The 12,607-nt window shown below is 67.6% G+C and carries 14 protein-coding genes; 8 read left to right on the forward strand and 6 right to left on the reverse strand.

Annotated elements, in window-relative coordinates; genetic code table 11:
- Positions 1 to 38 precede the first annotated feature (38 nt).
- A complete protein-coding gene (locus W7U_RS00815) occupies positions 39 to 494 on the forward strand; it encodes an SRPBCC family protein (protein WP_072501213.1) in 456 nt (151 codons plus the stop codon).
- Positions 495 to 552: 58 nt separating this feature from the next.
- Positions 553 to 1,008 (forward strand): SRPBCC family protein, encoded by a 456-nt coding sequence (locus W7U_RS00820; RefSeq protein WP_026071396.1) that lies wholly within the window; start codon positions 553 to 555, stop codon positions 1,006 to 1,008.
- On the opposite strand, the gene W7U_RS00825 is transcribed toward W7U_RS00820, so the two are convergent.
- Complete coding sequence (locus tag W7U_RS00825; RefSeq protein WP_008253813.1) at positions 1,001 to 2,182, reverse strand: pyridoxal phosphate-dependent aminotransferase; 1,182 nt, start codon at positions 2,180 to 2,182, stop codon at positions 1,001 to 1,003. The two genes, W7U_RS00820 and W7U_RS00825, sit on opposite strands and share 8 nt — an antisense overlap.
- Before the next feature lie 200 nt (positions 2,183 to 2,382).
- Between W7U_RS00825 and W7U_RS00830 the strand changes: the two genes are divergently transcribed.
- Entirely contained in the window at positions 2,383 to 3,594 is a 1,212-nt protein-coding gene (locus tag W7U_RS00830; RefSeq protein ID WP_008253815.1) for an acetyl-CoA C-acetyltransferase, read from the forward strand.
- Positions 3,595 to 3,598: 4 nt separating this feature from the next.
- Positions 3,599 to 5,743 carry a 3-hydroxyacyl-CoA dehydrogenase NAD-binding domain-containing protein gene (locus W7U_RS00835; protein ID WP_008253816.1) on the forward strand — a complete coding sequence of 715 codons (2,145 nt, stop codon included), beginning with the start codon at positions 3,599 to 3,601 and terminating at the stop codon, positions 5,741 to 5,743.
- A gap of 71 nt (positions 5,744 to 5,814) precedes the next feature.
- Here the strand turns inward: W7U_RS00835 and W7U_RS00840 are convergent, their stop codons facing one another.
- The 3 genes from W7U_RS00840 to W7U_RS00850 form a co-directional block, all read right to left on the reverse strand.
- Entirely contained in the window at positions 5,815 to 6,420 is a 606-nt protein-coding gene (locus W7U_RS00840) for a class I SAM-dependent methyltransferase (RefSeq protein WP_008253817.1), read from the reverse strand.
- Positions 6,421 to 6,452: 32 nt separating this feature from the next.
- Positions 6,453 to 7,313, reverse strand: coding sequence for an LLM class F420-dependent oxidoreductase (locus W7U_RS00845; RefSeq protein WP_008253818.1), 861 nt, complete (start codon positions 7,311 to 7,313; stop codon positions 6,453 to 6,455).
- Positions 7,314 to 7,378: 65 nt separating this feature from the next.
- Positions 7,379 to 8,587: an FAD-dependent monooxygenase gene (locus W7U_RS00850; RefSeq protein WP_008253819.1), complete on the reverse strand. Its 1,209-nt coding sequence runs from the start codon at positions 8,585 to 8,587 to the stop codon at positions 7,379 to 7,381.
- Positions 8,588 to 8,668: 81 nt separating this feature from the next.
- Between W7U_RS00850 and W7U_RS00855 the strand changes: the two genes are divergently transcribed.
- Positions 8,669 to 9,205, forward strand: coding sequence for a TetR/AcrR family transcriptional regulator (locus tag W7U_RS00855; RefSeq protein WP_008253820.1), 537 nt, complete (start codon positions 8,669 to 8,671; stop codon positions 9,203 to 9,205).
- 27 nt (positions 9,206 to 9,232) lie between these two features.
- Positions 9,233 to 10,222: an LLM class F420-dependent oxidoreductase gene (locus tag W7U_RS00860; protein ID WP_008253821.1), complete on the forward strand. Its 990-nt coding sequence runs from the start codon at positions 9,233 to 9,235 to the stop codon at positions 10,220 to 10,222.
- Here W7U_RS00860 and W7U_RS00865 read toward each other — a convergent pair.
- The gene (locus W7U_RS00865) at positions 10,219 to 10,713 is read right to left on the reverse strand and encodes an anthrone oxygenase family protein (RefSeq protein ID WP_008253823.1); all 495 of its coding nucleotides are present in this window, start codon (positions 10,711 to 10,713) and stop codon (positions 10,219 to 10,221) included. The genes W7U_RS00860 and W7U_RS00865 overlap by 4 nt on opposite strands.
- An 82-nt stretch (positions 10,714 to 10,795) precedes the next feature.
- On the opposite strand from W7U_RS00865, the gene W7U_RS00870 reads away from it, so the two are divergent.
- The gene (locus W7U_RS00870) at positions 10,796 to 11,728 is read left to right on the forward strand and encodes an AraC family transcriptional regulator (protein ID WP_008253824.1); all 933 of its coding nucleotides are present in this window, start codon (positions 10,796 to 10,798) and stop codon (positions 11,726 to 11,728) included.
- Positions 11,729 to 11,742: 14 nt separating this feature from the next.
- Here the strand turns inward: W7U_RS00870 and W7U_RS00875 are convergent, their stop codons facing one another.
- Entirely contained in the window at positions 11,743 to 12,036 is a 294-nt protein-coding gene (locus W7U_RS00875) for an antibiotic biosynthesis monooxygenase (protein WP_008253825.1), read from the reverse strand.
- A 144-nt stretch (positions 12,037 to 12,180) separates the two neighbouring features.
- On the opposite strand from W7U_RS00875, the gene W7U_RS00880 reads away from it, so the two are divergent.
- Positions 12,181 to 12,597 carry an OB-fold domain-containing protein gene (locus W7U_RS00880; protein WP_008253826.1) on the forward strand — a complete coding sequence of 139 codons (417 nt, stop codon included), beginning with the start codon at positions 12,181 to 12,183 and terminating at the stop codon, positions 12,595 to 12,597.
- The last annotated feature ends 10 nt before the right edge of the window (positions 12,598 to 12,607 follow it).

The raw sequence follows: 12,607 nt of genomic DNA on the forward strand, positions 1-12,607 counted from the left end.
GATCCATGCCCGGGCCGGCGTTGCTAAATTTGATCCCAGTGGCCGTAAAAGCATCACGCGAATTTGTCGTCAACGCGCCGCCAGAAGTGGTCATGGAGGCGCTGACAGATGTCGGCGTCCTCTCGTCCTGGTCACCGCTGCACAAGAACATCGAGGTGATCGACCGGTATCCCGACGGCCGGCCCCACCACGTCAAGACCACCATCAAGATCCTGGGGCTCGTCGACAAGGAGATCCTGGAATATCACTGGGGCCCGGACTGGGTCTGCTACGACGCCAAAGGAACCTCCCAGCAGCACGGTCAGCACGTCGAATACAACCTCAAACCCGAAGGCATCGGCCAGACCCGAGTGCGCTTCGACATCACCGTCGAACCGGGCCGGCCCATGCCCGCGTTCATCGTCCGGCGGGCCAGCGAAAGCGCCCTCGACGGGGCGGAAAAGGGATTGCGCGAAATGGTGATGCGCGGCACCCGTCCCGCCGAGCCCGAATAGCCGGCGACTGTGGTTTTCGGCCCTCGCCGGCCGCGGCGCTGTAGTTAACTTGTTAGCAGTGGCTGTACAAGCATCGTCGGAAATCGTGATCGATGCGCCTCCGGAGGTCATCATGGAGGCGCTCGCCGATATGGACGCGGTGCCCTCATGGTCGTCGGTGCACAAGCGGGTCGAGGTCATCGACAAGCACCCCGACGGACGACCGCACCACGTGAAGGTCACGATCGCGGTGACCGGCATCCACGACACCGAACTGCTCGAATACCACTGGGGGCCCGACTGGATGGTGTGGGACGCGCACAAGACGGCCCAGCAACACGGCCAGCACGGGGAGTACAACCTGAGCCGGCTGGGCGACGACCGGACCAGGGTGCGGTTCACCATCACCGTCGAACCGTGGGCCCCGCTGCCGGAGTTCTGGGTCGCGCGGGCCCGCAAGAAGATCCTGCACTCCGCGCTGGAGGGCCTGCGCAAGCGGGTGATGGGGCCTCGGGGCTTCGGCCCGGCTAGGTAGCGTCGCGCAGTGCGGCCAGTCGCTTGATCGCCTCGTCCAGGGTGTCGTCGCGTTTACAGAAGGTGAAGCGCACCAAGTGATTCCACACGTCGGCCGGCCCGCGTGCCGTGTCCGGGTCGCAGAAGGCCGACATCGGGATGGCGGCGACCCCCACCTTTTCGGGTAGCGCCGCGCAGAACGCGGCGCTGTCGTCGTAGCCCAGCGGGCGGGGATCGGCGCACAAGAAGTACGTGCCGGCGCTGTCGTGCACCTCGAACCCGACGTCGATCAGCCCGGCGGCCAGCCGATCGCGCCTGGCCTGCAACGTGGCGCGCAGGTCGTCCACCCAGGCGCCCTCCTGCTCGAGCGCCAAGGCCACGGCCGGCTGGAACGGCGCGCCGCCGACATAGCTCAGATACTGTTTGGCCGCGCGCATCCCGGCGATGAGTTGCGCTGGGCCGCAAGCCCATCCGATCTTCCAGCCGGTGCAGTTGAACATCTTGGCCGCGCTGGAGATGGTGATGGTCCGCTCGGCCATGCCGTGCAAGGCGGCCAGCGGCACGTGCTGGCGCCCGTCGAACACGAGGTGTTCGTACACCTCATCGGTGATCACCAACAGGTCGGCCGCGACGGCGATCTCGGCGATGGTGGCCAGCTCGGCCGCGCTGAGCACCGTGCCGGTCGGATTGTGCGGCGAGTTGACGATCAGCGCGCGGGTCCGGGGCGTCACCGCCCGGCGCAGCGCGTCGGCGTCCAGGGCGAAGCCGCGACCGTGGGGGACCAGCGGCACGGCGACCCGCCGCGCGGAGGCCATCGCCACCACGGGCGAGTAGGAGTCGTAGAACGGCTCGATGAGCAGGACCTCCGAGCCGGGTTCGACCAGGCCGATCACCGCCGAGGCGATGGCCTCGGTCGCCCCGACCGTCACCAGCACCTCGGTGTCGGGGTCGTACTCGATGCCGTACTGGCGGTGGCGCTGGGCGGCGATCGCGTGTCGCAGCGGCGCGATGCCGATCCCGGGCGGGTACTGGTTGACGCCGTCGGCGATGGCCTCCTGGGCGGCCTTCAGCATGGCCGGCGGCCCGTCCTCGTCGGGAAACCCCTGGCCGAGGTTCACCGCTCCGATCCGCGCGGCCAGCGCCGACATCTCGGCGAACACCGTGGTCGCGTACGGGCGCAGTCGCGAGACCGTCATGGTCGTCGAGCTTAACTTCCTGCGCCCAGCGTGACTGTACAGTCACGTTCGGCGCCGAACGTGACTGTCGCGTCACTCTCGAGGCTCTGACCAGCGCCAACCTGCTCAACCAACAGGTTGGCCGGGCCTGCTGTTAGTGTGGTGCGGGACCTAGTCTTGAAGACGGGATTCGAACCCTATTCGCGAACAAGGAAGTCGTCATGTCCGAAGAAGCTTTCATTTATGAGGCCATCCGCACACCGCGGGGCAAGCAGCGCAACGGCTCGCTCAACGAGGTAAAGCCGCTCAACCTGGTCGTGGGCCTGGTCGACGAGCTGCGCCGGCGCTACCCCGACCTGGACGAGAACCTGATCAGCGACATGATCCTCGGCGTCGTGTCCCCGGTCGGCGACCAGGGCGGCGACATCGCCCGCACCGCAGTGCTGGCCGCGGGCCTGCCCGAGACCACCGGGGGTGTGCAGCTCAACCGGTTCTGCGCCTCCGGTCTGGAGGCCGTCAACACCGCCGCTCAGAAGGTTCGTTCCGGCTGGGACGACCTGGTGCTGGCCGGCGGCGTCGAGTCGATGAGCCGCGTCCCGATGGGCTCCGACGGCGGCGCCTGGGCGACCGACCCCGAGACCAACTACCAGATCGGCTTCGTGCCGCAGGGCATCGGCGCCGACTTGATCGCCACCATCGAGGGCTTCTCCCGCGAGGACGTCGACGCCTACGCGCTGCGCAGCCAGCAGAAGGCCGCCGCGGCGTGGTCGGGCGGCTACTTCGCCAAGTCGGTCGTGCCGGTGCGCGACCAGAACGGCCTGGTCATCCTCGACCACGACGAGCACATGCGGCCCGACACCACGCTCGAGGGCCTGGGCAAGCTCAAGACCGCGTTCGACGGCATCGGCGAGATGGGCGGCTTCGACGACGTCGCGCTCACCAAGTACCACTGGGTCGAGAAGATCAACCACGTCCACACCGGTGGCAACAGCTCGGGCATCGTCGACGGCGCCGCGCTGGTGCTGGTCGGTTCGGAGGCGGCCGGCAAGTCGCAGGGCCTGACGCCGCGGGCCCGCATCGTGGCCACCGCCACCAGCGGCTCCGACCCGGTCATCATGCTGACCGGCCCGACGCCCGCCACGCGCAAGGTGCTCGACCGCGCGGGCCTGACGATCGACGACATCGACCTGTTCGAGCTCAACGAGGCGTTCGCGTCGGTGGTGCTGAAGTTCCAGAAGGACCTCAACATTCCCGACGAGAAGCTCAACGTCAACGGCGGCGCCATCGCGATGGGCCACCCGCTGGGCGCCACCGGCGCCATGATCACCGGCACCATGGTCGACGAGCTCGAGCGCCGCAACGCGCGTCGCGCCCTGATCACGCTGTGCATCGGCGGCGGCATGGGTGTCGCCACCATCATCGAGAGGGTTTAAGACCATGGCAGAGAACACCATTGCGTGGGATAAGGACGCCGACGGCATCGTCACCCTGACGCTTGACGACCCCACCGGGTCGGCCAACGTGATGAACGAGCACTACAGCGAGTCCATGCACAACGCCGTCGAACGCCTTGCCGCCGAGAAGGATTCGATCACCGGCGTGGTGATCACCAGCGCGAAGAAGACCTTCTTCGCGGGCGGTGACCTCAAGGGCATGATCAACCTCGGCCCCGAGAATGCCGGCGAGGCGTTCGACACCGTCGAGTCGGTCAAGCGCGACCTGCGCGCGCTGGAGACCCTGGGCAAGCCGGTGGTGGCCGCCATCAACGGCGCCGCGCTGGGCGGCGGCCTGGAGATCGCGCTGGCCTGCCACCACCGGATCGCCGCCGACGTCAAGGGCAGCGTCCTGGGTCTGCCCGAGGTGACGCTGGGCCTGCTGCCGGGCGGCGGCGGGGTGACCCGCACCGTGCGGATGTTCGGCATCCAGAAGGCATTCATGGAGGTGTTGAGCCAGGGCACCCGCTTCAAGCCGGCGAAAGCCAAGGAGATCGGCCTGGTCGACGAGCTCGTCGGCTCGGTCGACGAACTGGTGCCCGCCGCCAAGGCGTGGATCAAGGCCAACCCCGATTCGCACGAACAGCCTTGGGACAAAAAAGGTTACAAGATGCCCGGCGGCACCCCGTCCAGCCCCGCGCTGGCGGGCATCCTGCCGTCGTTCCCGGCGCTGCTGAAGAAGCAACTGAAGGGCGCCCCGATGCCGGCGCCGCGGGCCATCCTGGACGCGGCCGTCGAGGGCGCGCAGGTGGACTTCGACACGGCCAGCCGCATCGAAAGCCGTTACTTCACCCAGCTGGTCACCGGCCAGGTCGCCAAGAACATGATCCAGGCGTTCTTCTTCGACCTGCAGCACATCAACGGCGGCGGTTCGCGCCCCGACGGCATCGAGCCGGTCAAGATCAACAAGATCGGTGTGCTGGGCGCGGGCATGATGGGCGCCGGCATCGCCTACGTGTCGGCCAAGGCCGGCTTCGACGTGGTGCTTAAGGACGTCGACATCGAGGCCGCCCAGAAGGGCAAGGGTTACTCGGAAAAGCTTGAGGCCAAGGCACTTCAGCGTGGCAAGACCACCGAGGAGAAGAGCAAGGCGCTGCTGGACCGCATCACGCCGACTGCCGACCCCGCCGAGCTGGCGGGCGTCGACTTCGTGATCGAGGCGGTGTTCGAGAACCAGGAACTCAAGCACAAGGTGTTCCAGGAGATCGAGGACATCGTCGAACCCAACGCGCTGCTCGGGTCGAACACCTCGACCCTGCCGATCACCGGTCTGGCGACCGGCGTCAAGCGGCAGGAGGACTTCATCGGAATCCACTTCTTCTCGCCGGTCGACAAGATGCCGCTGGTGGAAATCATCAAGGGCGAGAAGACTTCCGACGAGGCCCTGGCCCGGGTGTTCGACTACACGCTGGCGATCGGCAAGACGCCGATCGTGGTCAACGACAGCCGCGGGTTTTTCACCAGCCGCGTGATCGGCACGTTCGTGAACGAGGCGCTGGCGATGCTCGGCGAGGGCGTGGCCCCGGCCAGCATCGAGCACGCCGGTTCGCAGGCCGGCTACCCGGCGCCGCCGCTGCAGCTGTCCGACGAGCTCAACCTGGAGCTGATGCACAAGATCGCCGCGGCCACCCGCAAGGGCGTCGAGGACGCGGGCGGCACCTACGAGCCGCACCCGGCCGAGGCCGTCGTGGAGAAGATGATCGAGATCGGACGGCCCAGCCGCTTGAAGGGCGCCGGCTTCTACGAGTACGTGGACGGCAAGCGGACCCGCCTGTGGCCCGGCCTGGCCGAGACGTTCAAGTCGGGCAGCGCGGAGATTCCGTTGCAGGACATGATCGATCGCATGCTGTTCGCCGAGGCGCTCGAGACGCAGAAGTGTCTGGACGAGGGCGTGCTGACCTCGACCGCCGACGCCAACATCGGCTCGATCATGGGCATCGGCTTCCCGCCGTACACCGGTGGTAGCGCGCAGTTCATCGTCGGTTACTCCGGTGCCGGCGGCACGGGCAAGGACGCGTTCGTGGCCCGCGCCAAGGAACTGGCGGCCAAGTACGGCGAGCGGTTCCTGCCGCCGAAGTCACTGAGTTAAGTCCTGCCGCGAGCAGACGCGGAATCGCACTGCGCGGGGATTGCGCGTGCGATTCTGCGTCTGCTCGCCGGTCAGGTGCGCCGCTGGAACAGGTAGTAGCGAGCCGGGGTCTTCTCGGCGCGGTCCAGTTCGCGTTCCGCGCCCGCGGACAGCAACGTCCAGTGGGGAGTGAAGCGCCGTTCCATCTCGGCGTGGTCGATGCCGCGCACCCCGACGCGGCCGCCTGGCACGAACGCGATGATCAGCAGCCGGGCATGCGGGGCCGCCACGGCCCTGACCTCGCGGACGTAGGCGTCGCGATCGGCGTCGCTCATGTTGTGCAGGCAGGCGTTGTCGACGATCAGCTCGAAGTTCGCGCCGATTCCGGCCTGGCTCAGCTGGGTGACGTCGGCCTGGACGAAGTTGACGGACGCGCCGGCCTTGGCGGCCTTGGCCCGCGCTCGCTCCAGGGGTTTGGCCACGAAATCCACCGCGGTGACGCGCCAGCCGTGTTGGGCGAGGTAGATCGAGCAGTCACCGGTACCGCATCCGAGTTCGATGGCGGACCCGGCGGCAAGCGCGGCGGCGTCGGCCGTCCCCTCGACGAGGTCTCGCACGCTCTGGGCGAGCGGATGGCCGTCCCACGGGGTGAAACCGATGCGGTAGAAGATCCGAAACAGCATCTGTTTGGAAGCCATAGCTCACCCTATGCCGCGCGGCGGATCACCTGCTATCGGCAGGCGGCGGCGATTCGGCGCCATTCCTTGCGCGGGAAGGCCCTCGGATCGGCCCGCAGCACCTGGACGCAGACGTGATCGGCGCCGGCGGAACGATGTTCGGCGACCCTGCCCATGATGGCGTCTTCGTCACCCCAGGCGATGATCGCGTTGAAGAGTCGATCGCTCACCTGCGCCACATCGTCTTCGGAGAAGCCGCTGCGCAGCAGGTTGTTCGCGTAGTTGGGCAACGCCAAATAGGACCGCAGCCACTCGGTTCCGATTTGACGCGCCTCGTCGGCGCTGTCGGTCAGGATGACCGTCTGCTCCGGCAGGAGCAGGGGGCCCTGGCCCAAAGTCGAACGGGCAGAAGCGGTGTGGTCGGGGGTGACCAGGTAGGGATGGGCGCCCGCGGCGCGGCTCGCGGACAGCTTCAGCATCTTCGGTCCGAGCGCGGCAAGAACCCGGCGCTCGGTGGGAACCGGCCGCGGCGCGGCATCCAACCCGTCCAGAAACGACTCCGTGGCCGCGAGCGGTTTGCGGTAGCGCCCGGGCTGGCCGGCGTCGATCAGCGGTGCGTGGCTGACGCCGATTCCCAGCAGGAAGCGGTCCCCGTGCTCGGTGGTCAGCGTCGCGAAGGATTCGGCGACGTCGCCGGGCGCATGCATCCATAGATTCAGGATGCCGGTGGCGATCACCGTCCGCCGGGTCGCGGCGAGCAGACGGCCCACCGCGTCGAACACCGGTCCGCCGACGTCGGGAATCCACAGCGCGGGGAAGCCGAGTTCATCGAGTTCGGCTGCGGCGTCGGCGGATTCGGCCGGGTCGCCGTAGCGCAGCTGACTGCTCCAGATCCCAACACCGGTCAGTTCCATCCGAGGCCTTCCCTTCGTGGCATGCGCGCGCGGCCGCTCGAGTCCGCGGCCTACTGGACATGCTGTCAGACGTCGGTTCCGGCGTAGTCGGGGACCGGCATCGAGTCGTGCATGCGGACGCCCTTGGTGTTCAGCTTGGCCAGCGACCGGGACAGCGACCCCGGCATCGCCGAGATCAGTTGGGCTCCACGGGTTAACGCCCAGACTCCGGCGCGCGAACCGGGGATGATGCCCTTGGCCGCGCCGCGGGCGAAGGACCGGCTGCGATGCACCGGTTCGCGCATCTGCAGTTCGTAGGCGGCGAAGGCGCGCAGGTGGTCGCCGTCGGCGCGGGCGAGTTCTCCGGCCAGCACGTAGGCGCCGAGGACGGCGAGGCTGGTGCTGCCGCCCACCGCCGGTCCGGGGCAGTATCCGGCGTCGCCGACCAGGGTGACGCGGCGGCGCGACCACCTGTCCGTGCGGAGCTGGGTGATGGAGTCGAAGTAGAAGGTGGGCGTGCGCTCGATTTCGGCCAGCCAGCCGTCCACCTGGTCATGCATCCCGGTGAACGCGTCGCGCAGTAACTCCTTCTGCCGCAACACATCGCGGTGGTCGTAGTCGGGTTCTTCCCGGCGGCGAAACAGAAACACCACCCGCGCGTCATCCAGGTGGTCCGCCGTGTAGATACCGGCGAAGCGGCCGACGCCGACGTGGCCGACCATCTCGCCGGCCCGCACCAGCGCCTTGGGCGCCGACAGCACCGACAGGTATCCCCCGAGGAAGCGCGTCAGGCCGGCTTCCTCGCCGAAGGTCAGGCGCCGAACGTTGGAGTGCAGGCCGTCGGCGCCGACGATGACGTCGAAGCTGCGCGCCTCGGAGCGCTCGAACGTCACGGTGCCGTCGTGCTCGATCTCGGTGATCGAGTCGGCGAACAGGTACTCGACGTCGTCGCGGGCGGCGTCGTAGTAGATCTCGCTGAGGTCGTCGCGCATGATCTCCACGTGCCGGTCGGAGCTGGCGGCGTAGATCTTGGTGAGATCGATGTTGGCGGCGCGCGGCCGGCCCTCCCGGTACAACGCCAGGCGGGTGGTTCCGGTGGCCAGGGCCTCGATGCGCGGCAGGACGCCCATCTTCGCCGAGATCTCCATCGCCGGACGGAACAAGTCGACGGCGTGGCCGCCGGTTTTGCGCAGCGTCGGGGCGCGCTCGACGACGGTGACGTCGAAGCCGTAGCGGGACAGCCAGTACGCCAGCACCGGGCCGGCGACGCTGGCGCCGGAAATGAGTATCCGCACGATCCACCTCCCGCACTTACTTAACGTTCGGTAAGCATAACATCCCACTTACCGATCGGTAAGTCAGATAAACTCGGCCGGGTGAGCAGGCCCCGGTCAGACACGCGCGAGCGGATTCAGGAGGTCGCTCGCGAGCTGTTTTTGCAGCGCGGCGTGCAGCGCACCAGCCTGCAGGACATCGCCAACCAGCTGGGCATCACCAAACCCGCGCTGTACTACCACTTTCCGTCACGCGAGGACCTGGTGCGCAGCATCCTGGTGCCGCTGATCGACGAGGGTGAGCGGTTCGTCGCCGACCACGAGGGCCGCGGCGCCGTCGATGTTCGTGAGTTGTTGGAGGGCTATTTCGATTTCCACTACCGGCACCGCCGGGACCTGGTGCTGTTGCTGACCGAGTTGTCGACGCTGATCGACCTGGACCTCATCGACACCGTGCTGGCGTGGCGAGAGCGGTTGGCGCGCCTGGTGTTCGGGGAGACGCCGACCCTCGCACAGTCCACCCGCGCGGTCGTCGCGTTCGGCGGCTTGCAGGACTGCTGTGTGCAGTTCGTCGACGCGCCGCAGGAGGAACTGCGCGAGAAGTCGGTCGCGGCCGCGCTCGACGCGCTGAATGGCTGAATAGTGGCGGGGCTAAAGTCCGTTGGTATGCGCTTCGGTCTCTTCATTCCACAAGGCTGGCGGATGGATCTGGTCGGCATCGAACCCGACAAACACTGGGCGGTGATGCGCGATCTCGCCGATCACGCGGACCGCGGCCGGTGGGACTCGTTGTGGGTCTACGACCACTTCCACACCGTCCCGGTGCCCACCGGGGAAGCCACCCACGAAGCGTGGTCGCTCATGGCCGCGTACGCGGCCACCACGTCGCGCATCAAGCTCGGCCAGATGTGCACGGCCATGAGCTACCGCAACCCGGTCTACCTCGCCAAGGTGGCCGCGACGGCCGACATCATCTCCGGTGGCCGGATTCAGATGGGGATCGGCGGCGGCTGGTACGAACATGAATGGCGCGCTTACGGTTACGGATTCCCGTCGGCGGGCGTCCGGTTGGGTCGCCTCGACGAAGGCGTCCAGATCATGCGGGACGCCTGGCGCGACGGCAAGGTCAGCTTCGACGGCAAGCACTACCAGGTGGACGGCGCGATCGTCGCCCCTAAGCCACTGCAGGACAACGGGATTCCGCTGTGGATCGCCGGCGGCGGCGAGAAGGTGACCTTGCGTATCGCCGCCCAGTACGCGCAGTACACCAACTTCACGCCCGAGCCGGCCGCGTTCGCCCACAAGTCGCAGGTGCTGGCCGGGCACTGCCGCGAAGTGGGCACCGACTTCGACGCCATCGTGCGTTCGGTCAACGTCAACGCCGTCGTCGGCCCGTCGGAGGCCGACGTCAAAGACCGGCTGCAACGGGTCCGCGGCCGCATGGCCGATTACGTCGGGGAGGCCGCCGCGGACGCGATGATCGCCGGTACCAGCGGGCCGGACTCGGCCACCGGCACGCCGGAACAGGTCGTCGAGCGTCTGACCAAGCTCCGAGACCTCGGATGCGACTACGCCATCTGCTATTTCCCCGAGGCCGCCTACGACCGTTCCGGCATCGAGCTGTTCGAACAAGAGGTCATTCCCGCACTGAGCTAGCGGCAGCGCAGCCCGACCAGCATCAGTGCGGCGCCGAGGAACGCGGTGACGGTGCGGACATGGTTCCATGCCGTCCACGTGGAGAAGTACGCCTGCCATTCGCGCGCGGCGTCGGCGGCCGACAGCCCCACCGGGTCTACGCCGTCGAGACGGTTGTTCAGCGGCACGTTGAACACCACCGTGATGATCGCGGCGAGGATCGCGAAAACCGCTCCCGCCAACAGCCACCAGCTGCCGGGTTGGCGCAACTGCGTCACCGCGACGACGCCGACCGCCAAGGCGAGGATCGCCGCACCAAAATACGCGAGCAGAAACGCGGGACTGGAATTCGCGGCGACGTTGATACCGCGCATCGCGGCAATCGCCTCGCGCGAATCGATGCCATTCAGGCCGCGCATCACGAATGTGGAGAACACGTACATCATTCCGCCGGCGGCGGCGCCGACGATCGTGGCGATGGAGGTCAGGATGACAACCGGACTTGCGTTCATGGCGTGAAGTCAACCGCGGGCCGGCTGAGACCATCCATCGTTATCCGTCCCGATTACATATGCGCCCGTCTACGATCCGGTTGTGGACGCCGTGGTGGGATTGCTCGACGGCGTTCGGGCGCGCGGGGCATTTGTGTTGCGCATGATGATGGACCCGCCGTGGTCGCTGCGCATCCAGGACGACGCGCCGCTGGCGATCATCTGCCAGACGCATGGCAGCGCCGTCATCGTCGGCGACGACACCGGCACCGATTGGCTACGACCCGGGGACGTCGCGCTCACCCGCGGCACCCAGCATTACGTCTTCGCGGACGACCCGGGGACCGCCCCGATGGCGGTGATCCATCCGGGTCAACGGTGCACCACGCAGACCGGGGACGACTTGCACTTCGAAATGTCGTTGGGCGTGCGGACATGGGGTAACAGTCCCTCGGGTGCGACGCGCTCCATCGTCTGCGCGTACGAGGGACGCAGCGAGGTCAGCGCCCGGTTGCTCGACGCGCTGCCCGCCGTGCTGGTGTTGCGCGCGGACGAATGGGACAGTCCGCTGGTTCCACTGTTGGCCAGCGAGGCCGGCCGTGGCGGCCCCGGCCAAGAGGCGTATCTGGATCGGGTGCTCGACTTGCTGCTCATCGGGGTGCTGCGCATCTGGTTCGACAACGACGTCAACGCGCCCGCCTGGTGGCACGCCGAACACGACGCGCTGGTGGGGCCCGCCTTGAAGCTGATCTACAGCAACCCCGCGCACCCCTGGACCGTCGCGAATCTCGCTGCGGCAGTTGGCGCGTCACGCGCAGCGTTCGCCCGCCGGTTCACCGAGCAGGTGGGTGAGCCGCCGATCGCTTTCCTGACCGGTTGGCGGCTTGCGTTGGCCGCCGATCTGCTGCGGTCCAGCCAGGCGACCATCGCCGCCGTCGCCCGAGAGGTCGGCTACGCCACCCCGTTCGCGTTGAGTACCGCCTTCAAACGCGCCTACGGGGTGAGCCCGAATACCCACCGCGCCGGCGCGGGCTGATCGGCCGGCGCGAGTTACACGTCGCTGGTGAGGTACCTGGTCTTGGCCGGGGGCGCGGCCAGCAGCGGGGGAAGCTGCGTCAGCTTGCCCTCGCCCGCGCGGAACGCGCGGTAAGCCTCGTCGTGCTCGACCGTCTCCCAGATTTCGTAAATCAACCAGTGCGCTTCATCGTCTTCGTCGACGAGCACGTCGGTGCGGACGTTGCCGTCGAACGCGCGGGTGTCCTGCAGCGCCCGGCCCATCAGCTCGCGCCCCGCGGCGACCTCGTCGGGCTTGAACCTGAGCTCGAGTATCACGGTGACCGTCATGGCGCCAACATATCTTCCCCGCGCCCGACGCCAGTCCTCGCCCATTGCGTGGAGGCGAGAATGAGGTTTCCACTTTTCGGAAAGCTGTTATACGGTTCAGTGAGTTCTGTTGGCGGATTGTCGACGTTCCTGGAGGACCCCCCGATGCAGAAGGCACTTGCCCCCGAGATCTCTACCTGGCCCGATGAGAGCCCGCAGCTCATCGGCAGCCGATGCGGCAGCTGCGAGGCGACCACCTTCCCGGTGCAGCAGTGGTGCCCGCGCTGCAGCGGTGGCGAGATGTCCGACGTGCTGTTGCCCCGACGCGGAACGCTGGTGGCGTGGACGACCCAGGGCTTTCCCCCTGGAGCCCCCTACATCGGCCCCGCCGGTAAGGACTTCGTGCCCTTCGGAGTGGGACTGGTCCAGCTCGGTGATGTGATCCGCGTCGAAGGCCGCCTGACCGAGAACGACCCGGCCAAGTTGAAGTTCGGCCAGAAAGTCGAACTCACCATGGTGCCGTTCGCCACCGATGACGAGGGCGCCGAAATCATCACCTTCGCGTTCCAGCCCGTCGCCTGAGTCAGGAGGA

This window comes from Mycobacterium sp. H4Y, assembly GCF_000364405.1.
Taxonomy (GTDB): domain Bacteria; phylum Actinomycetota; class Actinomycetes; order Mycobacteriales; family Mycobacteriaceae; genus Mycobacterium; species Mycobacterium intracellulare.